Source organism: Micromonospora sp. URMC 103 (assembly GCF_051386435.1).
GTDB lineage: Bacteria > Actinomycetota > Actinomycetes > Mycobacteriales > Micromonosporaceae > Micromonospora.
Genome location: NZ_JBPQTR010000003.1, coordinates 497,367 through 520,995 on the forward strand (window position 1 = coordinate 497,367; position 23,629 = coordinate 520,995).

At 74.8% G+C, this 23,629-nt stretch carries 24 protein-coding genes; 10 read left to right on the top strand and 14 right to left on the bottom strand.

Going from position 1 to position 23,629, the window contains the following annotated elements; genetic code table 11:
• The first annotated feature begins 49 nt into the window (after nucleotides 1–49).
• The gene (locus tag ACSNOA_RS02720) at nucleotides 50–595 is read left to right on the top strand and encodes a GNAT family N-acetyltransferase (RefSeq protein ID WP_436655861.1); all 546 of its coding nucleotides are present in this window, start codon (nucleotides 50–52) and stop codon (nucleotides 593–595) included.
• Nucleotides 596–674: 79 nt separating this feature from the next.
• Here ACSNOA_RS02720 and ACSNOA_RS02725 read toward each other — a convergent pair whose 3' ends face one another.
• Together ACSNOA_RS02725 and ACSNOA_RS02730 are read right to left on the bottom strand one after the other, a co-directional pair.
• On the bottom strand, nucleotides 675–1,916 hold the full coding sequence (locus ACSNOA_RS02725) for an AAA family ATPase (RefSeq protein WP_436655863.1): 1,242 nt from the start codon (nucleotides 1,914–1,916) through the stop codon (nucleotides 675–677).
• A gap of 147 nt (nucleotides 1,917–2,063) precedes the next feature.
• Entirely contained in the window at nucleotides 2,064–2,561 is a 498-nt protein-coding gene (locus ACSNOA_RS02730) for an LppU/SCO3897 family protein (protein ID WP_436656195.1), read from the bottom strand.
• A 427-nt stretch (nucleotides 2,562–2,988) separates the two neighbouring features.
• Between ACSNOA_RS02730 and ACSNOA_RS02735 the strand changes: the two genes are divergently transcribed.
• Complete coding sequence (locus ACSNOA_RS02735; RefSeq protein WP_436655865.1) at nucleotides 2,989–3,987, top strand: EamA family transporter; 999 nt, start codon at nucleotides 2,989–2,991, stop codon at nucleotides 3,985–3,987.
• A gap of 10 nt (nucleotides 3,988–3,997) precedes the next feature.
• Nucleotides 3,998–4,642 carry a prepilin peptidase gene (locus ACSNOA_RS02740; protein ID WP_436655867.1) on the top strand — a complete coding sequence of 215 codons (645 nt, stop codon included), beginning with the start codon at nucleotides 3,998–4,000 and terminating at the stop codon, nucleotides 4,640–4,642.
• 150 nt (nucleotides 4,643–4,792) lie between these two features.
• On the opposite strand, the gene ACSNOA_RS02745 is transcribed toward ACSNOA_RS02740, so the two are convergent.
• From ACSNOA_RS02745 to ACSNOA_RS02765, 5 genes are all read right to left on the bottom strand, one after another.
• Entirely contained in the window at nucleotides 4,793–7,987 is a 3,195-nt protein-coding gene (locus tag ACSNOA_RS02745; protein WP_436655869.1) for a UvrD-helicase domain-containing protein, read from the bottom strand.
• 85 nt (nucleotides 7,988–8,072) lie between these two features.
• Nucleotides 8,073–9,317, bottom strand: a complete 1,245-nt coding sequence (locus ACSNOA_RS02750; protein WP_436655871.1) for a metallophosphoesterase — start codon at nucleotides 9,315–9,317, stop codon at nucleotides 8,073–8,075.
• A 14-nt stretch (nucleotides 9,318–9,331) separates the two neighbouring features.
• The gene (locus tag ACSNOA_RS02755) at nucleotides 9,332–9,613 is read right to left on the bottom strand and encodes a MoaD/ThiS family protein (protein WP_436655873.1); all 282 of its coding nucleotides are present in this window, start codon (nucleotides 9,611–9,613) and stop codon (nucleotides 9,332–9,334) included.
• Entirely contained in the window at nucleotides 9,610–10,623 is a 1,014-nt protein-coding gene (moaA, locus tag ACSNOA_RS02760; RefSeq protein ID WP_436655875.1) for a GTP 3',8-cyclase MoaA, read from the bottom strand. The genes ACSNOA_RS02755 and moaA overlap by 4 nt, the downstream gene beginning before the upstream one ends.
• Entirely contained in the window at nucleotides 10,620–11,534 is a 915-nt protein-coding gene (locus tag ACSNOA_RS02765; protein WP_436655877.1) for a fructosamine kinase family protein, read from the bottom strand. Before ACSNOA_RS02765 ends, moaA begins: the two co-directional genes overlap by 4 nt.
• Before the next feature lie 194 nt (nucleotides 11,535–11,728).
• Between ACSNOA_RS02765 and ACSNOA_RS02770 the strand changes: the two genes are divergently transcribed.
• On the top strand, nucleotides 11,729–12,775 hold the full coding sequence (locus ACSNOA_RS02770) for a DUF4192 domain-containing protein (RefSeq protein WP_436655879.1): 1,047 nt from the start codon (nucleotides 11,729–11,731) through the stop codon (nucleotides 12,773–12,775).
• A gap of 131 nt (nucleotides 12,776–12,906) precedes the next feature.
• Complete coding sequence (locus tag ACSNOA_RS02775) at nucleotides 12,907–13,632, top strand: GAP family protein (protein WP_436655881.1); 726 nt, start codon at nucleotides 12,907–12,909, stop codon at nucleotides 13,630–13,632.
• Between the two features lie 21 nt (nucleotides 13,633–13,653).
• Here the strand turns inward: ACSNOA_RS02775 and fdhD are convergent, their stop codons facing one another.
• Nucleotides 13,654–14,508 (bottom strand): formate dehydrogenase accessory sulfurtransferase FdhD, encoded by an 855-nt coding sequence (fdhD, locus tag ACSNOA_RS02780; RefSeq protein WP_436655883.1) that lies wholly within the window; start codon nucleotides 14,506–14,508, stop codon nucleotides 13,654–13,656.
• Nucleotides 14,509–14,559: 51 nt separating this feature from the next.
• On the opposite strand from fdhD, the gene mobA reads away from it, so the two are divergent.
• The 3 genes from mobA (at nucleotide 14,560) to ACSNOA_RS02795 (ending at nucleotide 16,688) form a co-directional block, all read left to right on the top strand.
• Complete coding sequence (mobA, locus tag ACSNOA_RS02785) at nucleotides 14,560–15,168, top strand: molybdenum cofactor guanylyltransferase (protein WP_436655885.1); 609 nt, start codon at nucleotides 14,560–14,562, stop codon at nucleotides 15,166–15,168.
• The gene (locus ACSNOA_RS02790; RefSeq protein ID WP_436655887.1) at nucleotides 15,165–15,431 is read left to right on the top strand and encodes a DUF6457 domain-containing protein; all 267 of its coding nucleotides are present in this window, start codon (nucleotides 15,165–15,167) and stop codon (nucleotides 15,429–15,431) included. Before mobA ends, ACSNOA_RS02790 begins: the two co-directional genes overlap by 4 nt.
• Before the next feature lie 159 nt (nucleotides 15,432–15,590).
• The gene (locus ACSNOA_RS02795) at nucleotides 15,591–16,688 is read left to right on the top strand and encodes a T3SS (YopN, CesT) and YbjN peptide-binding chaperone 1 (RefSeq protein ID WP_436655889.1); all 1,098 of its coding nucleotides are present in this window, start codon (nucleotides 15,591–15,593) and stop codon (nucleotides 16,686–16,688) included.
• A 19-nt stretch (nucleotides 16,689–16,707) separates the two neighbouring features.
• Here ACSNOA_RS02795 and ACSNOA_RS02800 read toward each other — a convergent pair whose 3' ends face one another.
• On the bottom strand, nucleotides 16,708–17,664 hold the full coding sequence (locus tag ACSNOA_RS02800; RefSeq protein WP_436655891.1) for a zinc-binding dehydrogenase: 957 nt from the start codon (nucleotides 17,662–17,664) through the stop codon (nucleotides 16,708–16,710).
• 81 nt (nucleotides 17,665–17,745) lie between these two features.
• Nucleotides 17,746–18,204 (bottom strand): Lrp/AsnC family transcriptional regulator, encoded by a 459-nt coding sequence (locus ACSNOA_RS02805; protein WP_436655893.1) that lies wholly within the window; start codon nucleotides 18,202–18,204, stop codon nucleotides 17,746–17,748.
• Nucleotides 18,205–18,263: 59 nt separating this feature from the next.
• Here ACSNOA_RS02805 and ddaH point away from each other — a divergent pair, with 59 nt between their 5' ends.
• Nucleotides 18,264–19,097: a dimethylargininase gene (gene ddaH / locus ACSNOA_RS02810; protein WP_436655895.1), complete on the top strand. Its 834-nt coding sequence runs from the start codon at nucleotides 18,264–18,266 to the stop codon at nucleotides 19,095–19,097.
• A 39-nt stretch (nucleotides 19,098–19,136) separates the two neighbouring features.
• On the opposite strand, the gene ACSNOA_RS02815 is transcribed toward ddaH, so the two are convergent.
• Nucleotides 19,137–20,330, bottom strand: a complete 1,194-nt coding sequence (locus ACSNOA_RS02815; protein ID WP_436655897.1) for an ABC transporter substrate-binding protein — start codon at nucleotides 20,328–20,330, stop codon at nucleotides 19,137–19,139.
• Between the two features lie 68 nt (nucleotides 20,331–20,398).
• Entirely contained in the window at nucleotides 20,399–21,205 is an 807-nt protein-coding gene (locus ACSNOA_RS02820) for an alpha/beta hydrolase family protein (RefSeq protein ID WP_436655899.1), read from the bottom strand.
• An 84-nt stretch (nucleotides 21,206–21,289) separates the two neighbouring features.
• Between ACSNOA_RS02820 and ACSNOA_RS02825 the strand changes: the two genes are divergently transcribed.
• Entirely contained in the window at nucleotides 21,290–21,895 is a 606-nt protein-coding gene (locus ACSNOA_RS02825) for a bacterial proteasome activator family protein (RefSeq protein ID WP_436655901.1), read from the top strand.
• A 63-nt stretch (nucleotides 21,896–21,958) separates the two neighbouring features.
• Here ACSNOA_RS02825 and ACSNOA_RS02830 read toward each other — a convergent pair whose 3' ends face one another.
• A complete protein-coding gene (locus ACSNOA_RS02830; RefSeq protein ID WP_436655903.1) occupies nucleotides 21,959–22,771 on the bottom strand; it encodes an HAD family hydrolase in 813 nt (270 codons plus the stop codon).
• Nucleotides 22,771–23,592, bottom strand: a complete 822-nt coding sequence (locus ACSNOA_RS02835) for an HAD family hydrolase (RefSeq protein WP_436655905.1) — start codon at nucleotides 23,590–23,592, stop codon at nucleotides 22,771–22,773. Before ACSNOA_RS02835 ends, ACSNOA_RS02830 begins: the two co-directional genes overlap by 1 nt.
• Between the last annotated feature and the right edge of the window lie 37 nt (nucleotides 23,593–23,629).

Here is a 23,629-nt window from a genome sequence, read left to right on the forward strand (position 1 = left end):
TCGAGCGACCGTCGCGGATGGACCGCTTCCGGCGGGTAACGTCGCGCGCGTGACGACGCTGCGGCTACGACCCGAGGACCCGGCCGACGCCGGGCACCTCCGGCGTGTGCTCGCCGCCGCCTTCGCGCGTCCGGACGTGGCCGCCCCACCCGAGGTGGGACTGGTCGACGAGTTGCGGGACAGCGACGCCTGGATTCCGGAACTCGCCATGGTCGCCGAGTACGGCGGCGAGATCGTTGGTTACGCGCTGCTGACCCGCGTACGGGTGAGGTCCGACGGGGGATCGGCGGCGGCCCTGGCCCTCGGGCCGGTGGCGGTGGCCCCGCACCGGCAGCGGGTCGGGCACGGCACGGCCGTGGTGCAGGCCGCCCTCGACGCCGCCACCGAGTTGGGTGAGCGGCTGGTGGTCGTGCTCGGCAACCCGGCCTTCTACCGGCGCTTCGGTTTCGGCCGGGCCGACCGGATGGGCCTCACCAGCCCCTGGTCCGGTCTGGGCGAGCCGTGGCAGGCCCTCGTCCTGCCCCCGAGCACCAGCGACGCGGCTCCGCCGCCGCAGGGTGAGGTGCTCTTTCCGCCGCCCTGGTCGAAGGTCTGAGCGGCGCCGTCGGGCGACCTGTCGGGGCGCGGCGGCGTCGACGAGCCGGCTGGCGCCGGGCGCGTCGACCGGCCCGCCGTCAGGCCGGCTGGGTGCGCAGGTACCGGCCGAAGTGCGGCACGGTGAACGCGACAGTCCCCCGCTCGCCCGAGTAGATGAGCCCCTTCTTGATGAGCGCGTCCCGGGCCGGGGAGAGGCTCGCCGGCTTGCGGCCGAGGGCGCGCGCGATCTCGGCGGTCGGCACTGCGGCGTCCATGTCGTCGCGGGGCGCGCCGCCCGCCTCGGTCTCCACGAGCGAGAGACTGGCCATGGCCCGCATGTACTCACGCTCGGCCGGGGTGGCCCGCTCGAAGCGGGAGCCGAAGAAGCCCACCGCCAGCTCGGCCTCCGCCTCGGGAGCGGCGACGCGGACGTCCCCCGCGGTGATGGGGGAGCGTGGCGCGTGGTCCCAGGTGGCCTTCCCGTACGCCTGCACGAAGTAGGGATAGCCGCCCGACTTCTCGTAGAGGAGGTCGAGCGCCTTCTGCTCGTACTCCACCTCCTCGCGCTCGGCCGGCGCGCAGAGCGCCTGGTCGGCGGCGATCCGGTCGAGCCGGTCGATCCGCTGGTAGCGGAAGAGACGTTCGGAGTACGACTTGGCGGCGCTGAGCACGGCCGGCAGGTGCGGCAGGCCGGCGCCCACGACGATCAGTGGCGCGCCGATCTGCGACAGCTCGTGGCAGGCGGCGCAGAGGGCGGAGACGTCCTCGGCCCCGAGATCCTGCATCTCGTCGATGAAGACGGCGACCCCGGTGCCCACGTCGCTGGCCACGGCAGCGGCGTCGGTGAGCAGCTCGACCAGGTCGATCTCGATGTCGCCGGAGTCGGCGCGGCCGCTGCTCGCCGGAACGTCGATGCCCGGCTGCCAGCGGTCCCGCAGCTTCGGGGCGGCGCCGCCCCGGCCGGGCGGCGCGGCGCGCAGCGCGAACGCCTTGAGCACGCCGAGGAAGGCGTCGATCCGGTCGGGGGCGCGGTGCCGGGGGGCCAGTTCCCGGACGGCCATGTGCAGCGCGGCGGCGATCGGGCGGCGCAGGGACTGGTCGGGCCGCGCCTCGATCTTGCCGCTGCCCCAGAGCCGGTTGATGGCCTGGGATCGGAGGGTGTTGAGCAGGACCGTCTTGCCGACGCCGCGCAGGCCGGTGAGCATGAGGCTCCGCTCGGGCCGGCCGCGGGCGATGCGCTCCAGGACGACGTCGAAGACGTCCAGTTCCCGCCCCCGCCCGGCGAGCTCGGGCGGGCGCTGGCCGGCGCCCGGGGCGTACGGGTTGCGGACCGGATCCACGCATCGCAGAGTATCGGCCCGTCTAGCTGCGGGGCTAGACATGGATAGATGGGGCTACCGGCGTGTCGACGTCCTCGACACAAAACTAGGGCTGTCTAGCGTGGACGCTAGACAGCCCTAGTTTCGGCTACGGCCTCGCCTCCCCCGCTACGACTTCCGCTCCTTGAGGCAGAGGACGAAGTCGAGGGTGTCGAGTTCGCTGTCGAAGAAGTACCAGTTGGTGTAGTTCTTCACCTTGGCGCACTTCGCCTCGGCGTCCTTCTCCCCGCTCGTGGTGCCGTCGATGCGACTCAGCACCTCGTACGTGTTCGGTGCGCAGCCGGTGATCAGCAGCTTCGGCTTCCCGCCGGCCGAGCCCTCGTTCCGGACGCACTGGCCCACCTTGGCGAAACGCGGGTCCGCGGACGACTCCGGGGCGGCCGCGCTCGGCGCCGGCGCCGGCGCGTCGGTCACGTCCGGATCCGCGGCCTCCGTCGGGGCGGAGTCCGTCGGCGCAGCCACCGGCGCGGGCTCGTCGCGGCCGACGAGGACGTACAGGGTCGCGCCCCCGGCCAGCACGAGCAGCGCGACGACCGCGAGCACCGCGAGCAGCGGGCCGCGCCCGCGGCGCTCGGCCGGGGGCTCCGGGTCGCCGGCGTACGACACCGGGCCGCTGCCCGCGTCCCAGCCCGAGCCCGTTCCGTACGCCGGCCCCGGCGGGTCGGCCGCGTACGGCGGGCCGTGGTCGTAGCGCGGCGGCTCGTCGTGGCGGAAGCCCTCGTAACGGGGGCTCTCCCCGTAGTGCGGCCGGGGAGCGGCGGGCGGGTATTCGGGCCGCCGCTCCTGACCCGGGTGCCCGGGGTACGGACGCTGGCCCTGATCGCGGGGCGGGAAGGCGTCCGGCGGCCCACCCCACCCGGCGCCACCGGGTCCCGACCCGTACGACTGGTCGGGCCGCTGCCCGCGCCACGGGTCCGGGCGGTCGCCACCCGGTGATCCGTAGTTCGCCATGAACGCCCTCCTGGAGCACTCGTGAGAGGCCGGCCACCAACACGGGACGCCGACGCCGACGTCACCGTAGCGTGGACCAGCGATGAGCTCGACTCCCCCACGTGCGACCCGGACCGCCGATCCGATCGGCGCGCCCGTCTCCGCCGCAGCCGCCCCCACTGTCGTCTGGACCGCGCTGGTCCTGGTCTACGTGCTCTGGGGCTCCACCTACCTGGGCATCCGGATCGCGGTGGAGACCCTGCCGCCGCTCGTCTCGGCGGCCGCCCGGTTCGCGGCCGCCGCCGCCGTCCTCGCCCTCGTCCTCCGGCTGAGGCGGGGGCCCGGCGCGCTCCGCGTCGACCGGCGGCAGCTCGGCTCCGCGGCGCTGGTCGGTGTGCTGCTGCTCGCCGGGGGCAACGGTCTCGTGGTGCTCGCCGAGTCCGGGCCGCCCGGCGTGGCGGTGCCCTCCGGGATCGCGGCGCTGCTGGTCGCCACGGTGCCGCTCCTCGTGGTGCTGCTTCGCTCGGCGACCGGAGACCGTCCCCGGTTCTGGACGTTCGCCGGCGTCACCGTCGGCTTCCTCGGGCTCGTCCTGCTGGTGCTCCCCACGGGCGGGGCGGACGCCGTACCGCTGGCCGGGGCGCTCACCGTGGTCGTGGGGGCCGCCTGCTGGTCGATCGGCTCGTTCCTCTCCGGGCGGATCCGCATGCCGGGCAACCCGTTCGTCGCCACCGTCTACGAGATGCTGGCAGGAGCGGCGGCGCTCGCCGTCGTCGCGGTCGGTCGCGGCGAGCTGCGGGGCTTCTCCCCGGCCCAGGTCAGTGCCCGCTCGTGGCTCGCGCTCGGCTACCTCATGGTCGCCGGCTCGCTGGTGGCGTTCACCGCGTACGTCTGGCTGCTGCAGCACGCGCCGATCTCGCTCGTCTCGACGTACGCGTACGTGAATCCGGCCGTCGCCGTCGCGCTCGGGGCGGTGCTGGCGGCCGAGCCGGTCACCAGCCAGGTGCTGCTCGGCGGCGCGGTGATCGTGGCCGGTGTGGCGCTCGTGGTGAGCACCGAGCGGCCGCGCCGCGGGGCCACGCGGGAGGCCGTACGCCGGTAACGTGCGGCCGGTGTCCGCCGGCCCGCCGACCGCCGCCGCGCTCCTCGGCCTGCTGGCCGGCATGGCCGCCCCGGTGCTCGCCCGGCCGTTCGTGACCGCCCACCCGGCCGGCCCGGCGTCCGCGGCCCACGGGTTCCGTCTCGCCCTGCCGGCCGCCGGCGCGGTGGTCTTCGCCGGGCTCGTGGTCGCCCGCCGCGGTGACCCGGCGTTGCCCGTGCTCCTGCTGATCGCCACGGTCGGCCTGGTGCTGGCCGTCGTGGACGTCGCCTGCCTGCGGCTCCCCGATCCCCTGGTGGCCGCGACGGCGGGCGTCGGCACGCTCGGGCTGGGCGCGGTCGCGCTCACCACCGGCACGCCGGCGCGCCTACCGGCGGTCGTGGCCGGCGCCGCCGTCTCGCTCGCCGTCCACCTGGTCCTGGCGCTGCTGCCGGGCTCCCGGCTCGGCTTCGGCGACGTGAAGCTCGCCGCCGCACTGGGCCTGCCGCTCGGCTGGTCGGGGTGGTCCGCCGTCGGCTGGGGCCTCGTCCTGCCGCACGTGCTGGGCGGCGTGGCGGCGCTCGTGCTGCTCGTCACCGGCCGGGTACGCCGGGACACCGCCCTGCCCTTCGGCCCGGTGATCCTGGCCGGCGCCTGGCTGGCCCTGCTCCTCGCCTGACCCGCCCGTCAACGAGAGAGGGCGCGGCGGCGCGGCGCGGGGGTCATCCCGCGACGGGCGTGATGCCTCAGAGGCATAAATATGACTCTGAGGCATCACGCTCGCGCGGTCCGCCGCCCGAAAGCCGCCAACCGAGGGCGGACCGCCGGCTCAGAGCAGGCGGAGCTGGCGGTCCCGGGGGCGGCGGGGCTCGGCGTCACCGAAGCGCTCGAACAGGCCCGGGTCGATGGTGTCCAGGAACGGCGACGGGCTGCACTCCCGTTCCGTCCCCTGCCGCGTACGCCGGGCGGCGTGGCTCACGTAGAGCCGGTCCTGCGCCCGGGTGAGGCCGACGAAGAACAGCCGGCGTTCCTCGGCGACCGCGGCGTCGTCCGGGGTGGACCCGGGCCAGCGCAGCGGCAGCAGCCCGTCCTCGGCGCCGACCAGGAAGACGACCGGGAACTCGAGCCCCTTGGCGGCGTGCAGGGTGAGCAGGGTGACCGCCTCGGCCCGCGGGTCGAGCGCGTCCACCTCGGCGCCGGTGGCCACCTGGGACAGGAACAGCTCCAGGTCGTCGCCGCAGCGGCGGGCGAGCGGGGTGAGCAGGTCCACCGCGACGCGCACGTCCTCGGGGCGTACGGCGCCGCTCCCGTCGAGCGTGGGGGTGGCGAAGCGCTCGGCCAGCACCTGGCCGGCCAGCCGCACCCGGGCGGGCAGGCCGCCGTCGAGCCCGCTCGCGTGCCGTAGCTCGCGCGCGATGGCGGTCACCCCCGGGCGGTCCCGCAGCCGGTCGTGCGAGCGCTTCTGCACGGGGATGTTGGCCCGGGCGAGCGCGTCCACGATCGGCGACGCCTGCGCGTCGGTGCGGTAGAGGACGGCGATGTCGCCGAACGAGAGCGACGTCGACCGGCCGTCGATCCGGCCCGAGTCCAGTGACCGGTGGGAGAGGCCGCCCACCAGCTCGTCGATGGTGCGTACCACGAAGTCGGCCTCGTCGGCCACGGACGCCGCGGGGTAGCGGCCGACCAGCGGGGCCTCCGGGTCCAGCCGGGCCGGGTCGAGCCGGCGGCCTCGCACGAGCGACGACGGCGCGATGGCCTGCACCGCGGCGGCCAGGATGGGCGCCGAGGAGCGGTAGTTGCGGTTCAGCCGCACGAGGCGGGCGTCGGTGAAGTCCTGCGAGAAGCGCAGGAAGTAGCCCACGTCGGCGCCCCGGAACGAGTAGATGGCCTGGTCCGGATCACCGATCGCGCAGAGGTTGCCGTCGGCGGGGCTCAGCAGGCGCAGCAGCTCGTACTGCACGGCGTCGACGTCCTGGTACTCGTCGACGAAGATCCACCGCCAGCGGTTCCGGTAGCGCTCGACGAGCGCCCGGTCCTCCGCGAGCACCGCCACCGGGAGGGTGAGCAGCTCGTCCAGGTCGACGAGGCCCTGCTTGCGCAGCAGCGCCGTGTAGGCGGCCGGGTCGTCGCCGGCGTCGGCGCGGGCCGCGGCACGGTCGGCGTCGTCGGCGATCCGGAACTCCTCCGGCAGGCCGGCCGCCGCCGCGTTCTCCCGCAGGATGGTCAACCCGAGGGCGTGGAAGGTGCCGACCGTGATGTCCTCGGCCACCGGGCCGAGCAGACCGTCGAGGCGGTGCCGCAGCTCCTCGGCGGCCCGGCGGGTGAACGTGATCGCGAGGCAGTGCTCGGGGAAGACGTTCAGCTCGGCGCAGAGGTACGCGATCCGGTGGGTGAGGGTCCGGGTCTTGCCGGTGCCCGGCCCCGCCACGATGAGCAGTGGGCCGCCGGGCGCCGAGGCGGCCACCCGCTGCATCGCGTCCAGCCGGTCCAGCAGCCCGGTGCCGACCTCCTCCATGCCGGCGAGCATCGGCTCGAACGGCTCGTGCGGCGAGGGCGGCGGCGCGATCGGCGGCGCGGGCTGCGCCGGCACCTTGCGCTTCGGCTCGGGGCGGGCCGCCGCCGGCCGCTTGGCCCGCGGCTTCGGCGCCGGCTCCGCGGGCGTGCGCTGCGCCGGCACGGGTACGTCGAACAGCGTCTCGGCCTGCGTGCCGGCCGACTGCCCGCGCAGCTCGCCCGGGTCGAAGAGCGTGATGACGCCGTACTCGCCGTCGTAGCCGGGGACCCGGCGCACGTCGCCCCGGCGCAGCCGGCCGATGCCCTCGGCGAGCAGCTCACCGCCGACGCGGGCGATCTCGTCGAGCGGGGCGCGGGTGAGGATGTCCAGCTCCGGGCCGAGCGCGGCGAGCAGCTCGTTGAGCTTCCCGTCGACCCGCTTGGACCGGGCGCCCACGCCGTTGATCTCGCCGAGGATCTCGGCCAGCGGCACCAGGTGGGTCACCTCCCGGGCGTGCTCCGGCCGGTGTCCCGCCGGCCGGTCGGCCAGCTCCTCGACCCGGCTGAGCACACCGACCGTCAACGGCTTGCCGCACTCCGGGCAGCGGCCGCCGGCCGCCCGCGTGCGCTCCGGGGCCCAGTTGACACCGCAGAGCCGGTGCCCGTCCGCGTGGTACTTCCCCTCCTCCGGGAAGAACTCGATGGTCCCGGCGAGGCCGTCACCCGTGCGCAGCGCCTCCCGTACGGCGAAGTAGTCGCGGGCGGTGGCGAAGACGGTGGCCTCCCGGGCCAGCGCCGGCGGGGAGTGCGCGTCCGAGTTGGACACCAGCCGGTACGCGTCGAGGCTGCCGACCCGCCAGTTCATCTCCGGATCGGAGGAGAGGCCGGTCTCCACGGCGAAGATGTGCCCGGCGAGGTCGGCGTAGCAGTCGGCGATGGCGTCGAAGCCGGACTTCGAGCCGAGCGCCGAGAACCACGGCGTCCAGATGTGCGCCGGCACGAGGTAGCCGTCCGGGCTCGCCTCGAGGGTGATCTCCAGCAGGTCGCGCGAGTCCAGGCCGAGGATGGGGCGGCCGTCGGAGCCGAGGTTGCCGATCCGGCCGAGCGCGGTGTTGAACCGGGCCACGGCGTCCAGGTCGGGCAGGTAGACGAGGTGGTGCACCTTGCGCGTCCGGTCGTCCCGCTTGTAGATCGTGGAGATCTCCACGCTCAGCAGGAACCGGACGGGGTCGCTCTCGGCCTCGCTCGCGAGCCGCGGCGGCAGCCGGCGGGCGATGTCCCGTTCCGCCTCCGGGCTCAGCCGGTAGAGGCCGGGCTCGGCCGGGTGCAGCGTCTCGCGCAGGTGGTCGTACCAGGCGGGGTGCGTGAAGTCGCCGGTGCCCAGCAGGCCGATGCCCTTGCGCCGCGCCCACCAGCCGAGGTTCGGCAGGGTGAGGTCGCGGCTGCACGCGCGGGAGTACTTCGAGTGGATGTGCAGGTCCGCGACGAACGGCGGGAGGCCACCGGGGGGTGCGGCGCTGAACGGAGGCACGCCGCATCCTGTCACGCCCGACCCGGCCGCCGCCCGCCGCCACGCACACACGTGACAAGCGCAATCCGGCGCGGGGGACAGCGGATCAGGCGGCGCGCAGCTCGACGAGGCTGATCTGGGGTTTCGCGCCGACACGGACCGGTGGGCCCCAGAAGCCGGCGCCATTCGTCACGTACACCGTGGTGCCGTCCACCTCGCCCAACCCCGAGACGATCGGCTGCTCGAGCCGGACGGCCAGGTTGAACGGCACGACCTGACCGCCGTGGGTGTGCCCGGACAGTTGCAGGTCCACGCCGAACTTCGCGGCCTCCACGGCGGCGACGGGCTGGTGGGCGAGCAGCACCACCGGGCGGGACGGGTCACGGTCGCCGAGCGCGGCCGCGTAGTCCGGGCCGGCCGCGAGACCCGTGCCGTTGCCGGACAGGTCGTTGACGCCGGCCAGGTCCAGCACGCCACCCCGGGCCGCGATCTCCACCCGCTGGTTCTGGAGTACGCGCAGGCCGAGGCGGTCCACCTCCCGCACCCACTCCTCCACACCGGAGTAGTACTCGTGGTTGCCCGTCACGAAGAAGCTGCCGTGCCGGGCACGCAGGTCGCGCAGCGGCGCCGCCGCCTCGCCCAACTCGGCCACCGTGCCGTCCACGAGGTCGCCCACCACGGCCACGACATCTGCGTCGAGCCGGTTGATGGCGGCGACGATCCGTTCCGTGTGCGCCCGGCCGAGCAGCGGCCCGAGGTGGATGTCGGACACCGTGGCGATGCGCAGGCCGTCCATGCTCCGGGGCAGCCTGGCCAGCGGGATGCGTACGCGGTCCAGCTGCGGCGGGCCGAGGGCGGTGCGGACCCCGTACCCCGTGACGCCGGCGGCGGTGAGCCCCGCGAAGATGGCGGCGCCGCGGGCCAGCAGCAGCCGGCGCGACCGGTCGTGGTCGGGGTGTCCGACGGCCGCGGTGGCCGGCGGGTCGGCGGGCCCGGCGGCGCCGACCAGCGCGGGCTCCGGGGCGGCGGCGGTGGGCTCGGCCGAGACGGCCCGGCGGCGCAGCACCAGGCGCGCCACCAGCATCGGCAACTCCAGCGCCACGAGCACCACCAGCAGGTAGAACATGAGCGCGAGCCAGAGGTAGCCGGGCCAGGCGAGCCAGTAGAGCTCGGCCCGGGTGCCGGCCAGCGTGGCCGGTACGAGTAGCGCCAGCACGACGGCCGCGATGCCGCCGACCCGCCGCCAGCGACCCGCCGGGACGGCGTCGCGGACCAGCCGCTTCCACAGGTACAGATGGATCAGGCCGATGACCAGGGCGATGGTGCCCACGAACGCCAGTGCCGACAGCACGTACCACGCCTCCCTCAGCCGCCGGCGAACGGAGGCAGGACATCGATGGTCGCCCCGGCCGGCAGCGGTGCCTGACGATCATGACAGGTCACCCCGTCCACGAGGAAACTCGCCACCCGCAGCACGGCGGCGAGCCGGTCGCCGTGCCGCCCGGCCAGCTCCGCCGTGAGGTCGTCGAGCGAACGCCCGGCCGGCAGGCGCTCCTCGGTGCGGCCGGCCGCGGCCCGGGCCCCGGCGAAGTAACGCACGGTGAGCGGTGCCGCGGTGGTCCGCGGCGTCGGGTCGGTCACGGTCACCCTCCGATGGCGGACATGGGCCGGGCGGGTTGCAGGAAGGTCGGGTCGTCGATGCCGTGACCGGCCCGCTTGCCCCACATCGCGCTGCGCCAGCGGGCGGCCAACCCGTCGTCGTCCACGCCGCCGCGCAGCGCGCCCCGCAGGTCGGACTCCTCGGTGGCGAACAGGCAGGCGCGGACTTGGCCGTCGGCGGTGAGCCGGGTGCGGTCGCAGTCGCCGCAGAACGGGCGGGTCACGCTGCCGATGACGCCGACCCGGGCCGGGCCGCCGCCGACCAGCCAGGTCTCGGCGGGCGCCGAGCCGCGGTCGCTCGGATCGGCACGCAGGTCGAACTCGCGGCGCAGCGACGCGAGGATCTCGTCGGCCGTCACCATGTCGGCCCGGCTCCACCCGTGTTGCGCGTCCAGCGGCATCTGCTCGATGAACCGCAGCTCGTAGCCGTGCTCGACCGCGAAGCGGAGCAGGGCCGGCGCCTCGTCGTCGTTGATCCCGCGCATGAGGACGCTGTTGACCTTCACCGGGGTCAGGCCCGCCGCCGCCGCGCCGGCCAGGCCGGCCAGGACGGCGTCGAGCCGGGGACGGCGGGTCAGCCGGGCGAAGCGGTCCGCGCTCAGCGTGTCCAGCGAGACGTTCACCCGGTCGAGGCCGGCGGACCGCAGCGTCGGCGCGAGCCGGTCGAGCCCGATGCCGTTCGTGGTCAACGAGATCGTGGGACGGGGTTCGAGCGCGGCCACGGCGGTCACGATGGCGGCCAGCCCGGGCCGGATCAGCGGCTCCCCGCCGGTGAAACGCACCTCGGTCACGCCGAGCCGCTCCACGGCCACGCGGATCAGGCGTACGACCTCGTCGTCGGTGAGCAGCTCCGGCCCGGCCAGCCAGGGCAGGCCCTCGGCCGGCATGCAGTACGTGCAGCGCAGGTTGCACTTGTCGGTCAGCGAAACGCGGAGGTCCCGCGCGACCCGGCCGTACCGGTCGACGAGGACGCCCTCGGTCGGTTGGACGGCGCTCACCTGTCGACCGTAGCGCGACCGAGGCCCGCGAGGGCGGATCGGGCGGCCCGGCCGACCGCATCGCGGTAGGAGGCGCCGAACAGCGCCGTGTGCACCAGCAGCAGATGCAGCTGGTGCAGCGGCACACGGGCCTGCCATCCGTCGGCCAGCGGCCAGACCTCCTGATAGGAGGCGAGGATCCGGTCCAGGAACGGCGTGCCGCCGAAGAGCGCCAGCTGGGCGAGGTCCGTCTCGCGGTGCCCGCCGTGCGCGGCCGGGTCGACGAGCCACGCGCGCTCGTCCGCACCCCAGAGCACGTTGCCCGGCCAGAGGTCGCCGTGGATCCGCGCCGGTGGCTCGTCGCCGCCGAACTCGCCGACCCGGTCGACGATCTCCTCGACGAGGGCCGTCTCGGTCGGGGTCAGCGCGCCACCGGCCACCGAGCGCCGCAGGTACGGGATGAGCCGCCGGCGGGCGAACCACGCCGACCACGGACCCGTGTCGGGCGTGTTGTCCTGCGGAAGCGCCCCGATGTAGCCGGGCCACTCCGCTCCGAATGACGGCGCGCCCGCCCGGTGCAGGGCGGCCAGTTCCCGGCCGAACCGCTCGGCCGCCTCCGGGCCCGGCTCGCCGGGCTGCACCCAGTCGAGGGCGAGCAGGTCGGGCAACGCCACGATCACCTCGGGCAGCGGCACGGCGCCCGCCTCTCGCAGCCAGCGCAGCCCGGCGGCCTCGGCGGCGAAGAAGCCCTCCGGCACCGGTCGCCCGGCGTGCTCCGGCCAGGTCTTGGCGAACACCGAGTGGCCGTCGTCCAGCGTGAGTCGCGAGGCGGCGCAGATGTCGCCGCCGGACACCGGCGTCTCCCGGATCCGCTGGTGGGTCAGGAAGGTCGGCAGGTGCGCCGGGTGCGCCCGCAGATACGCGAGGTCCATCAGCGCACCGTAACCCGTGCCGCCGACACCGACCGCCTCCGGAGCGTACGGCCGCCCGAATCGTGCGCCGGTGACGCTGTCGCGCACGCCGCCGAACGCGCCCCAGCAGGGAAACTACGGTGCGTGCCTGTGGACGACGTGCGTGTCGTCCACAGGGGCAGCCGGGCCCCCGTTCCGGGTCGCAGGCTGCCGGCATGACCTCGACCGACCGTCCCCGGCTCGCCGTCCGCTCACCCGCCGACCTGCTCGCCGCCGTGCCGTACCTGCTCGGCTTCCACCCCGCCGACAGCGTGGTCGTGGTGGCGCTGCGCGGCCGGCGCATCGTCTTCGCCGCCCGCGCCGACCTGCCCGCCCCGCCCGAGGACCCGGCCCACCCGGCCCGGCATCTCGCCGGTGTCGTCCACCGGCAGCGCGTCGACGCCGCCACCGTGGTCGGCTACGGGCCCGCGGCCCGGGTGACGCCCACCGTGGACGCGGTCCGCGAGGCGCTTGGCGAAGCCGGCCTCGAGCTGCTCGACGCGCTGCGGGTCACCGACGGCCGCTGGTGGTCGTACCTGTGCACGGAGGCGCGCTGCTGCCCGCCCGACGGCCGGCCGTACGACCCCGGCACGAGCCCGGTCACCGCGTCCGCGGTCCTGGCCGGGCAGGTCGCGCTGCCGGACCGGGCCGCGCTGGCCGCCCGGGTGGCGCCCGTGGACGGGCCGGCCCGGCTGGCCATGCGCCGGGCGACCGACGCCGCCGAACGGCGGCTCGTGGACCTCGTCGAGGCGTCGCCGGGCAGCGGCCCGCCGGGCGGGCGCGCGCTGCACGAGGCGGGGGTGACGGCGGTACGCGAGGCGCTGCGCCGGCAGCGGAGGGGCGAGCGCCTCGGCGACGACGAGGTGGCCTGGCTCAGCCTGCTCCTGACCCACCTGTCGGTCCGTGACCACGCCTGGGAGCGCACCGACGGCCGGGACCGGGACATCGCGCTCTGGTCCGACGTGCTGCGGCGGGCCGAGCCGGAGTTCATCGCCGCTCCCGCGAGTCTGCTGGCCTTCGCGGCGTGGCGCGCGGGCGAGGGCGCGCTCGCCGCGGTCGCGCTGGAACGGGCGCTCGCCCAGCACCCCGACTACTCGCTGGCCGTGCTCCTCGACGACCTGCTCCGTCGGGGCGTACCGCCCTCGGACCTCGACGGCTGGCCGGCCGTCGGGCCGCCCGGTGTGGTCCGTCCGCGGCGGCGGAGGCGCCGTGCGGGCCGCTGAGTCGAGTCGACCACGGCGCCGCGGGCTCCGGTCCGTCGAAGGATGTAGACGCTGTTCGTTCCCGTGGTCGACTCGATCGGGCCGCGCCGGGCCGAGAATCGGCACGTGCACCTACTCCCCTCGGCGAAGCCATGAGCGTCGGCCTGCTGCTGACGCTCGCCGGTCTGGCGCTGATCGACAGCACCAGCATCGGCACGCTCTTCATCCCGGTCTGGCTCCTGCTGACGCCGGGTCCGATCCGGGTGGGGCGGATCCTCACCTACCTCGGCACGATCGCCGGCTTCTACCTCGGGGTCGGGCTGCTGCTCGTCTGGGGCGGCACGCGACTGGCCGAGACGGTGGGCGGGGCGCTGGACCACCGGCCGGTGCTCTGGGCGCAGCTCGCGCTCGGGGTGGGGCTCTTCGTGCTCAGCTTCCGCTACGACGGCAAGCGGCAGCGCCGCTCCGGCGGCGGTGTGCTGCGCTGGCGGGACCGGGCCACCTCGGGCGACGCCTCGGGCCGCTGGCTGGTCGGGCTGGCGTTGCTCGCCGCGCTGGCCGAGGTGGCGACCATGCTGCCGTACCTCGGCGCGGTGACCCTGCTGTCGACGGCCGATCTCTCCGGTCCGGCAGTGGTGGCCGTGCTGGCCGGCTACTGCGTGGTCATGGTGGTGCCCGCGCTGCTGCTACTGGGCGCCAGGCTGGCCTTCCCCGCGCCCATCGAGCGGCTGCTCGGGCGGCTCAACACGTGGATCACGCAGAAGGCGGGCAGCGCGCTGGGCTGGGTCCTCGGGATCGCCGGCTTCCTCATCGCCCGCGACGCCGCCTACCGCCTCGGTCTGCTGGGCGGCGCCGTCGAGATCAACCTGTTCACCTGACGACGGTCGGCCCCTGCGGGATCAGCTCACGCGCACCCGCTGCGGGCCGGCGTAGACGTTCATCGTCCGGCCGCGCAGGAAGCCGACGAGCGTCATCCCGGCCTCCTCGGCGAGGTCGACGGCGAGGCTGCTCGGCGCGGACACCGCCGCCAGCAACGGCAGCCCCGCCATCCACGCCTTCTGGGTCAGCTCGAAGCTCGCCCGCCCGGACACCATCAGCAGGTGCCCGGCCAGGGGCAGCCGGCGCTCGCGCACCGCCCAGCCGACCACCTTGTCGACGGCGTTGTGCCGGCCCACGTCCTCGCGGAGCACGAGCAACTCCCCCTCGGCGCTGAACAGGCCGGCCGCGTGCAGGCCGCCGGTGCGGTCGAAGCCGCGCTGCGCCGCGCGCAGAAGGTCCGGCAGCTCGGTCAGGACGGTCGCCGGCACGGTGACCGCGTCGTCGGCCACGGGGAAGAGCGACCGGGTCCGGACCGCGTCGATGCTGGCCTTCCCGCAGACGCCGCAGGAGCTGGTCGTGTAGAAGTTCCGGGCCGGGTCGGTCGTCGGCTCCGGCACACCGGGCGCGAGCACCACGTCGACCACGTTGTACGTGTTGGGCGTCTCCGCGCCGGCGCAGAGCTGGGCGGTGTGCACGTCGTCGGCCGACCGGATCAACCCCTCGGTCAGCAGGAACCCGACGGCGAGGTCGAGGTCGTCGCCGGGGGTGCGCATCGTCACCGCGAGCGGCGCACGGCGGCCCGGGCCGGCGCGGCCCACCCGGATTTCCAGCGGCTCCTCCGCGGCGAGGGTGTCCGGTCGCCGGACGGAGGTGCGGCCGTCGGTCGCGTCGAGGTCGATCCGGAGTACGCCACGTCGCTCAGCTGCCCGTCCCACCCCGCCATCCTGCACCCTGCGCCGGGGCACCCGCACGGCTACCGTGACCGGGTGGGTACGTACGCGGCGGTGGTGCTCGCGGGCGGCGCGGCCCGGCGGATGGGCGGGGTGGACAAGCCCGCGCTGCCGGTCGGCGGTCGCCCCATGCGGGACCGGGTGTTGGCCGCGGTCTCCGACGCCACCGCGCGGATCCTGGTCGGGCCGGCCGATCCACCCCCGCCCGGCGTACGCGTGACGCGCGAGGATCCGCCCGGCGGCGGTCCGGTGGCCGCCACCGCGGCCGGGCTCGCCCTGCTCGACCTCGGCACGGCCGTGGTCGCCCTGCTCGCCGCCGACCTCCCGCTGCTCACCGGCGACGCGGTGGCCGTCCTGCTCCGCGAACTGACCGGCCCGGACGCCGGGACAGACGCCGACGGGGCCTGTTACGTCGACGCCGACGGGCGGCGGCAGACGCTCTGCGGGGTGTGGCGCGTGCCCGCGCTGCGGGCCGCCCTCGACCGGGTCGCGGCCGAGCGGGGCACGCTCACGGGCGCCCCGGTGCGCTTACTGCTCGACGGGCTGCGTGTGCGGGAGGTGTCCTGGGTGGGCGGGGGCCCGCCGCCGTGGTTCGACTGCGACACTGACCAGGACGTACGCCGGGCGGAGGGGTGGGCGCGATGACGGTGATGGACGACTGGGTCACGGCGGCCTGCGCCGACCTGGGCCTCGATCCGGCGCAGGTCCCGGTCCCGGCCGTGCTCGACCTGGCGAAGGACGTCGCCCACCAGGTTCTCCGGCCCGGCGCGCCGGTGTCCGCGTACCTTCTCGGGCTGGCGGTGGGGCGCGGCGCCGATCCGGCGGCCGCCGCCGCGAGGCTCAGCGCGCTCGCGGCCGCCTGGCCCGTCGAACTCGGCGCCGACCGCCCCGACCCGACCGCACCCTGACCCGGTGCGGAGGGGACCGACCGTACGGACACTGCCGCGCGGATCGCGCCGTGTGAGCCTCGCTGACCGGTCCGCCGGGCGGGGCTGTCCGATGACGGTCGGGGCTGATTCGGCCCCCGCTCGGCGTGGGTAGGGTGACCATGACGGACGGAGGCGATCATGACGGCAGACCACCCCTCGGCGCCGCTCGGCGAACCGCCGGGCGCCGCTTCGGAGTCGATCCTGCTCGACGAGCCGAGCACCGCCGACCTGCGTGCCAAGGTGACCCAGGCGTGGCAGGAGTTCGCCCGGGCCCTCGCCGAGCGGCTGCCGACGCTGCCCGCCGGCGCGCACGTCGAGTTGACCCTCGACCCGACCGCCTCCGGCACGGGCGACGCCGTCTACTCGATCAGCGTCGACGTGGGCGAGGACGGTCAGCTCTCGGCCCGGGCGGTCGGCAACGCCGGCCTGCCGGACGGCTACCGGCTGAACCGGATGGCGGTCGCGGACATGATCGCGCTGGGCTGGTCGCCGCCGGGCGTTCTCGAGGGCTCGGGTGAGTACTTCGGCCTGGACGGCACGACGGCCGAGACGAAGCGGATCGCCGCCCTGCTCTCCCGTACGCTGCGCGACGTCTACGGCGCGCCGCACCCCGCGTTCCTCGTCTACCTGATCCACGACGCCGAGGGCGAGCCGCTGCCCGGTGGCCCGCTGGGCACCGCGCGCAGCGAGTTCGGGGCGGGTCGCGACGTGGGGGAGGACCTGGACGAGGCGCTCGTGGAGGCCGTGTCGGCCCAGTCGCAGCAGAGCGACGTGCTGGCGCTGGAGGAGCGGGTCCGGACGGTCGTGTCCACGATGTTGAAGTCCGACTCCGACAGGTTGCAGGTGGACTCCGACGGCGACATCAACATCCGGGCCGGCTCGGCCATGGTCTTCGTCCGGGTGCGGGACAATCCGCCCCTCGTCGACGTCTTCTCGCCGGTGCTCACCGAGGTCGAGCCGACCGAGCGGCTCTACGTCAAGCTCTCCGAACTGACCAACCGGATGCCGATCGGGCGCCTCTACTGCGCGGACGACACGGTCTGGGCGTCCATCCCGGTGTTCGGCCGCAACTTTCAGCCCACCCACCTCATGCTGGCCGTCCAGGTGATGACGGGGCTCGCCGACGAGCTGGACGACCGGCTGCACGGCGAGTTCGGCGGCAAGCGGTTCTTCGGTGAGGGCGACAAGCCCGTCCGCCGCGAGGACGGCGAGCACCGCACCGGCATGTACCTCTGAGCGGGCGTCGACCGCCGCGTCAGCGGACGTCGAGCAGCGTCTTGCCCACCGTGGCCCGGGACTCGATCGCCGCGTGCGCGTCGGCCGCCTGGTCCAGCGGGAACCGCTGGCCGATCAGCGGGCGCAGCCGCCCGGCCGCCGCCTCCGCGAGGGCCCGTTCGGCGTACGCGCGCAGCCGCGCGGGCGGCACGTCCGGCCGTACCAGCGTCACGTCCCGGGCCGCCGCGTCCTCGGCGGTGATCCCGGCCCACTCGCCGCTGGCCAGGCCGAAGCTCACCATGCGCCCGCCCCGGTCGAGGAGCGTGAACGCGGTCCGGCCGACGTCGCCGCCGACGCCGTCGAACACGATGTCGACGCCGCCGGTGGCGGCTCGGACCCGGTCGGCCCAGCCCGGCCGGCGGTAGTCCACCGCCACCTCGGCGCCCAGCTCCGGCAGCAGCGACACCTTCCGCTCACCGCCGGCGAGCCCGACAACCCGCGCGCCCGCCGCCGCGGCGAGCTGCACGAGCAGGCTGCCCACCCCGCCGGCGGCGGCCTCGACCAGCACCCGCTCGCCGGGGCGCACGCCTACCGCGTCGACGAGCATGGTCGCGGTGCGTCCGTCGGCGAGCAGCGCCACGGCCGCGTCGAGCGCCAGCCCGTCGGGGACCTCGATGGGTGCCGCGGCGTCCACCGCGACCCGCTCGGCGTACGCGCCGGAGCCGCCCGTGGCGCTCACGACGCGCCGGCCGGTGAGCGCCGGGTCGACGGCCGCGCCCACCGCGGTGATGACGCCTCCCACGCCGTTGCCGGGAATGAGCGGCGGGGCGCCGCCGAACGGCCCCGACCGGCCGGCCCGGAACTGGGTCTCCACGAAGGTGATGTTGGCGTGCGCCACCTCGACGAGCACCTGGCCCGGCCCCGCCACCGGATCCGGCGCGCTGCCCGGCACGAGCACCTCCGGCCCGCCGAACCCGCGTATCCCGACAGCCCGCACGGCGTACTCCCCTCCTCGGCCCCCGGACCAGTCGACACCCTGAAGCGCGGTTCAGGTCAAGGCCGCTCCGAGGGGTGGGCGTCAGCGTGTGGAGGGGCCCACACCGGGGGACTCGACCAGGCGCGAGAGCACGATCGTGCTGCGGGTGGAGGTCACGAAGGTCTCGGCGCGCAGCCGCTCCAGCGCGGCCTCCAGGTGGGCGATGTCGGCGGCGCGCAGGTGCACGAGCGCGTCGGCCTCCCCGGAGACGGTGTACGCGCCGACCACCTCGGGGTGGCGGCGGGCCGCCACGCCGATCTGCGCGGGCGTGGTGCGGCCGGCACAGAAGAGCTCGACGAAGGCCTCGGTCGTCCACCCGACGGCGGCCGGGTCGACGACGGCCGTGAATCCCCGGATCACCCCGGCCGCGCGGAGCCGGTCGACCCGTCGCTTGACGGCCGGGGCGGAGAGTGACACCCGGGTGCCGATGTCGGCGTACGACGCGCGGGCGTCGGCGACGAGCAACGCAATGATCCGCTGGTCAACGGCGTCTATCTGCAACGTTCCGCCTCTGGGAAGCAATGGTTGTGGCTGTTACCAAAGTTCTACGGTACCTACCCTTGGTCACCGTGAACCAGCAGCGAGTGCCGCGAAAGCGGACATATCTCATGTGTTCTCCGGAGCACTTCGCGGTCGAGTACGCGATCAACCCGTGGATGGACGTGACCACGCCGGTCGACTCCGAGCTGGCCGTGAAGCAGTGGGACCGGCTGCGGGAGACACTCGTCAACCTCGGCCACGACGTGCACCTGCTCACCGCCGAGCAGGGCCTGCCGGACATGGTGTACGCGGCCAACGGCGCCTTCGTGGTCGACGGCAGCGTCTACGGCGCCCAGTTCAAGCACGAGCAGCGGGCCGCCGAGGCCGCCGCGCACCGCGCGTTCTACGAGGCGCAGGGCTGGCGGTTCGTGGCGCCGAGCGAGACCAACGAGGGCGAGGGCGACTTCGCGTTCGTCCCGGAGGCGCACGGCGGGCTCATCCTCGCGGGGCACGGCTTCCGCACCGAGATCGCGGCGCACGCCGAGGCGCAGGAGGCGCTCAACCGGCCGGTGGTGTCGCTGCGCCTCGTCGACCCGCGCTTCTACCACCTCGACGTGGCGCTCGCGGCCATCGACGACAGCAACATCACGTACTTCCCCGGCGCGTTCTCCACGGCCAGCCAGCGGGTGCTCGCCCAGCTCTTCCCGGACGCCGTGATCGCCGACGACGACGACGCCATGGCCTTCGGTCTCAACCTGGTGAGCGACGGGCTCAACGTGGTGCTGAACAGCGAGGCCACCGGGCTCGCGCGGAAGCTCAAGGCGGCCGGCTACCAGCCGGTGCCGGTCGAGCTGGCCGAGCTGAAGAAGGGCGGCGGCAGCGTCAAGTGCTGCATCGCCGAGCTGCGGCACTGACACCACCGACCCGGGCCCGCCGGCCCGGGGCCGGGGATCTCAGCCGAGCGTCGCCAGCTCGGTCACCACGACGTTCGACGTCACCTGGCCGTCGCGCTGCACCTGGCGGAGGTACCACTTCTGCTGGGGGGTGCGCGGCTGGTTGAACTGCCAGATCCCGCGTGGGCTGTCGATCTGCCCGAGCTTGCCCAGCGCGAGGTTGACCTGCTGCGGGTTCGGGTTCTCACCGGCCAGGTCGATCGCCTGGTGAAGCACCTGCGCCGCGTCGTACGAGGCCATGGCGTAGGTGGTCGGCGAGGTGTTGTGCTTCTTCCGGTACGCCGAGGCGAAGACCCGGTTCGCCGTGTTGTTGAGGTCGGCCGAGTAGTTCAACGCGGTCTGGATGTTGAGCGCGTCGTTCTTCATGCTGTCGAGCGCGGTGCCCTCGGTGAGGAAGCCGGGAGCGTAGACGGGCCCCCGGTAGCCCTCGTTGCGGAGCTGCTTGATGAACTCGACGCCCGCGTCGCCCGCGAAGAAGCAGAAGACGGCGCTCGGGCGGCGGCTCAGTGCCTTCTGGATGTCCGACACGAAGGCGGTCTTGCCGGGGTTGGTGGCGGCCGTGGTCCAGACGACGGGGTCGCCGATGCGCCGGTCGGACGCGCCGAACTCCTGCCGGAAGCCGCGCACCACGTCGGGGGCGCCGACGTTCTCCGGCATGATCATCGCCACCCGGCTGTTGGCCGGGAGCTTGTCCCGGAGGTACCCGCCGAGCGCCCGGCCCGCCTCGTCGAGCACATACGACGTCCGCCAGATGTAGACCACGCTCTGGAGGGTGCTCGGCGAGGCGTTCGAGCCGATGAGCGGCACCCGCGCCTGCTCGACGGTGTCCCGGATGCCGAGCATGACGGCCGAGTTGACGACGCCGGTCAGGGCGAGCACGCCCTGCCGCAGCAGCTCGTCGACCGCGGCCTTGCCCGTCTTGGCGCTCTCACCCTCGTCCGCGGTGACCAACGTCACGGGGTGGCCGCCCAGCTGCTGCTGGTTCAGGTCGAGGAACAGCTGGAAGCCGTTGGTGATCTCCTCGCCGATCGCCTTGAGGCCCCCCGCCTGCGGGGTGATGAGGCCGATCTTGATCGGGCTCCTGGCGCCCCCGCCCGAGCCTTCGTCGGTGTCGTTGCCGCACGCCGCGACGAGTCCGGTCGTACCGAGCGCGGCCAGGAGTTGGAGCGCCCGCCTGCGGTTCATCTGCGACACCGAGTCCTTCCAGGAGAAATGCAGGGCCGGTCGCCCCTTCGGCGTTCTACCGGGTCGACGACGCTGCGTCAATCGGCCGCGTGATCATCGTGTAGGGATTGCAACGCTTCCACCACCCGGGGCCAGGCGGCCGACTCGGGGTCTATCAGCCCGAAATGCTCGCATTCATCCAGCTCAACCAGGGTCATTTCGGACCCCGCAGATCGCGCCGACGCCACGAAATCCCGGCTGATCGAGGGCGGAACCTGCACGTCCCGCCCGCCGTGGATGACTACTGTGCGTGGCCGTATCGGTACCAGCGTCCGCGGATCGGTTGTCGCGTACCGTTCCGGGACCTCGTCCGGCCCGCCCCCGAGCAGGGCGGCCACCGCGCCGCCGTCGAGGTCCCGCCGGTACGCCTCGGCCAGGTCGGCCACCGGGGCGAGCGCCACCACACCACCGACCGCCGCGGGCGCGGTGGCCGCCACGTAGAGCGCGAGGTGACCGCCCGCCGAGTGACCGACGAGGATCGGCGGCGCGGCGGAGACCCGGCCCGGCATCGCCGTGGCGGTCAGCCGGGGCAGCGCGGCCACGCCGGTCAGCACGTCGGTGAGGGTGTTCGGCCAGCCGCCGCCGGGCTGCCCGGTACGCCGGTACTCGAGCTGCGCCACCGGGTGACCCAGCGCGGCCAGCGCGGCCGCCAGGGGGCCGGTGTGCCGGCGGTCGTACTCCGCCCGCCAGAAGCCGCCGTGCACCACGACGACGAGCGGTCGGGCGGGTCCGCCACCGGCCGGCGCCCGCAGGTCGGCGATCTGGTCCGGATGGTCGCCGTACGCGACGGTGTGGTCCGGCTCCGGGGCGGGCCGGCTCAGCACGGCGCGCGGGTCGGCGGGCATGGCCCGAACGGTAGCGCGCACCAGCGGGTGGTTCCGGCCGGGGAGCCGGTCCCGGCGAGCGTCCGCGGGGAGCCCTGGGTAAAGATGGATCCCATGACCGAAGCGCGTTCCGCTGGACAGAACGACGAGCCGGGCCACGAGGGCACCGGTCACTCCGGGACGGTGGTGGTGGTCGGCCCCGACGGGCGGCCGGTCGGCACCGTGCAGACCGACGACGGGCCGGGGGAGGATCCGACCCGCCTGGTCGAGCAGCCCGCCAAGGTGATGCGGATCGGCAGCATGATCAAGCAGCTGCTGGAGGAGGTCAAGGCCGCCCCGCTGGACGACGCCAGCCGACACCGGATGCGGGAGATCCACGAGCGCTCGATCGTGGAGCTCAAGGAGGGTCTCGCCCCCGAGCTGCGCGAGGAGCTGGAGCGGATCTCGCTGCCCTTCACCGAGGAGGTCGCGCCGAGCGAGGGCGAGCTGCGGATCGCCCACGCCCAGCTGGTCGGCTGGCTCGAGGGCCTGTTCCACGGCATCCAGGCGGCGCTGGTCGCCCAGCAGATGGCCGCCCGCGTGCAGCTCGAGCAGATGCGCTCCGGCGGCCGGGCGCTGCCCAGCGGGCCCAGCGGGATGGTGCCCGGAATGCCGGGCATGGGGCAGCAGGGCGGCGAGGGGCAGGGGCACGGCACCGGCCAGTACCTCTGATCCGTCGCACACCTCCGGCCGCGGCCGGGCCTGCCGGCGGGGGCGTCGCGCCCCCGCCGGCGCTCACCCCACGTCGAAGATCTTCTCCAGGTACGCCGCGACGCCGTCCTCGGTGTTGGCGGGCGCCACCTCGTGAGCGATCTCCCGGACGGCGGGGTGCGCGTTCGCCACAGCGACCGCCCGGCCGGCCCAGGTCAGCATCGGCACGTCGTTGGGCATGTCGCCGAAGGCCAGCACGTCCCGGGCCTCGACGCCGAGCCGGGCACAGAACCAGGCCAGCCCCGCCGCCTTCGTCACCCCGGCCGCCGAGATCTCCACGAGTCCCGAGTACGACGAGTGGGTGGCCTCGGCCAGGCCCCTCAGCGCCCCGGACACCAGCGCGACGAACGCGTCCGGGTCCTGCTCGCCGGCCCGCGCGAGCAGCTTCACCGCCGGCGCCGCCAGCAGCTCCTCGGGTGTCTCCACCACGCGGATCGCGTCGTGGTCGGCGTCCCAGCGCAGCGGGTAGTGCGCCTCGTGGCGCATCTGGCGGCTGTCGGTGACCTCCACCGCGAAGCTCACGTCGGGCACCTCGGCCCGCAGCCGCCGGGCCACCTCGGCGAGCAGCTCCGGCGCCAGCGGATCGGCCCGCAGCACCTCGTCGCCGTGCGGGTCGTACACCACCGCGCCGTTCGCGCAGATCGCCGGCAGCGGCTCGGCCAGCTGGTCGTACACCAGCTTGAGCCAGCGGATGGGACGGCCGGTGACCAGCACGACGGGCGTGCCCCGCGCGGCGACCCGGGCCAGCACCTCGGCGGTGCGCGGGCTGACCGTCCGGTCGTCCCGGAGCAGCGTTCCGTCGATGTCGGTGGCGACCAGCCGCGGCGTCTCTCCCATCACCGGGAGAGTAGTCGGTCCAGGTAGACGGCCACACCGTCGTCGTCGTTGCGCAGGGTCACCTCGTCGGCGGCGGCGCGGACGGCCGGGTGGGCGTTGGAGACGGCCACCCGGGACCAGCCGGCCCACGTGAACATCGGCAGGTCGTTGGGCTGGTCCCCGAAGACCAGCACGTCGCCCGGGTCCACGCCGAGGGCCTGCGCCACGACGGCCAGACCCGTCGCCTTGTCCACTCCGGCCGGGGTGATCTCGACGAACCCGAGCCCCGCCTGGGTCAGCGTGGCCACCTCGGCCGGGACGATCCGCCGCGCCACCTCGAGCAGCTCGTCCACGTGGTGGTCGGCGGTCCGGGCGAACGCCTTGATGACATCGCTGGAGAGGCACTCCGCGCGGGTACGCGGCTCGAACCGGTCCTGGTAGGGCCAGCTCGGGTCGTAGTCGCCCCAGAGCGGGGCGTCGTGCTCGTCCGACGCCTCCACCATCACGGTGAGGGGACCGACCTCGGCCTCCAGGTCGGCGAGGAGCCGGGCGAGCACCTCGGCGGGCAGCCGCTCGTCCCGGAGGACCACCGGTCCGGCGGGGTCGCTCTGGTCGACCACGCGCCCGCCGCCGGCCATCACGAGGAAGTCGGCCGCGCGGATGTCGTTGCGGGTCAGCTCGGTCAGCCGCGGGCCACGTCCGGTGGCGCCCACCACCGGGATCCCGGCGGCCCGGACCCGGTCGAGCACCTCGTGGGTGTACGCGGAAACCGTGTCGTCGCTGCGGACGAGCGTCCCGTCGAGGTCGGTGGCGATCAGCTTGGGCAGGCCCGGGCGGGTCATCGTTCCTCCTTCGCCCGCCGCCGCCGCAACCAGCCGT

What these genes read in the sequence shown, in the direction of transcription:
- ACSNOA_RS02775 (WP_436655881.1), top strand. Translation starts at nt 12,907, where the DNA reads ATGAGCGTCGGCCTGCTGCTGACGCTCGCCGGTCTGGCGCTGATCGAC.
- ACSNOA_RS02735 (WP_436655865.1), top strand. Translation starts at nt 2,989, where the DNA reads ATGAGCTCGACTCCCCCACGTGCGACCCGGACCGCCGATCCGATCGGC.
- ACSNOA_RS02835 (WP_436655905.1), bottom strand. Translation starts at nt 23,592, where the DNA reads ATGACCCGCCCGGGCCTGCCCAAGCTGATCGCCACCGACCTCGACGGG.
- ACSNOA_RS02770 (WP_436655879.1), top strand. Translation starts at nt 11,729, where the DNA reads ATGACCTCGACCGACCGTCCCCGGCTCGCCGTCCGCTCACCCGCCGAC.
- ACSNOA_RS02795 (WP_436655889.1), top strand. Translation starts at nt 15,591, where the DNA reads ATGACGGCAGACCACCCCTCGGCGCCGCTCGGCGAACCGCCGGGCGCC.
- ACSNOA_RS02765 (WP_436655877.1), bottom strand. Translation starts at nt 11,534, where the DNA reads ATGGACCTCGCGTATCTGCGGGCGCACCCGGCGCACCTGCCGACCTTC.
- ACSNOA_RS02830 (WP_436655903.1), bottom strand. Translation starts at nt 22,771, where the DNA reads ATGGGAGAGACGCCGCGGCTGGTCGCCACCGACATCGACGGAACGCTG.
- ACSNOA_RS02790 (WP_436655887.1), top strand. Translation starts at nt 15,165, where the DNA reads ATGACGGTGATGGACGACTGGGTCACGGCGGCCTGCGCCGACCTGGGC.
- ACSNOA_RS02820 (WP_436655899.1), bottom strand. Translation starts at nt 21,205, where the DNA reads ATGCCCGCCGACCCGCGCGCCGTGCTGAGCCGGCCCGCCCCGGAGCCG.
- ACSNOA_RS02825 (WP_436655901.1), top strand. Translation starts at nt 21,290, where the DNA reads ATGGATCCCATGACCGAAGCGCGTTCCGCTGGACAGAACGACGAGCCG.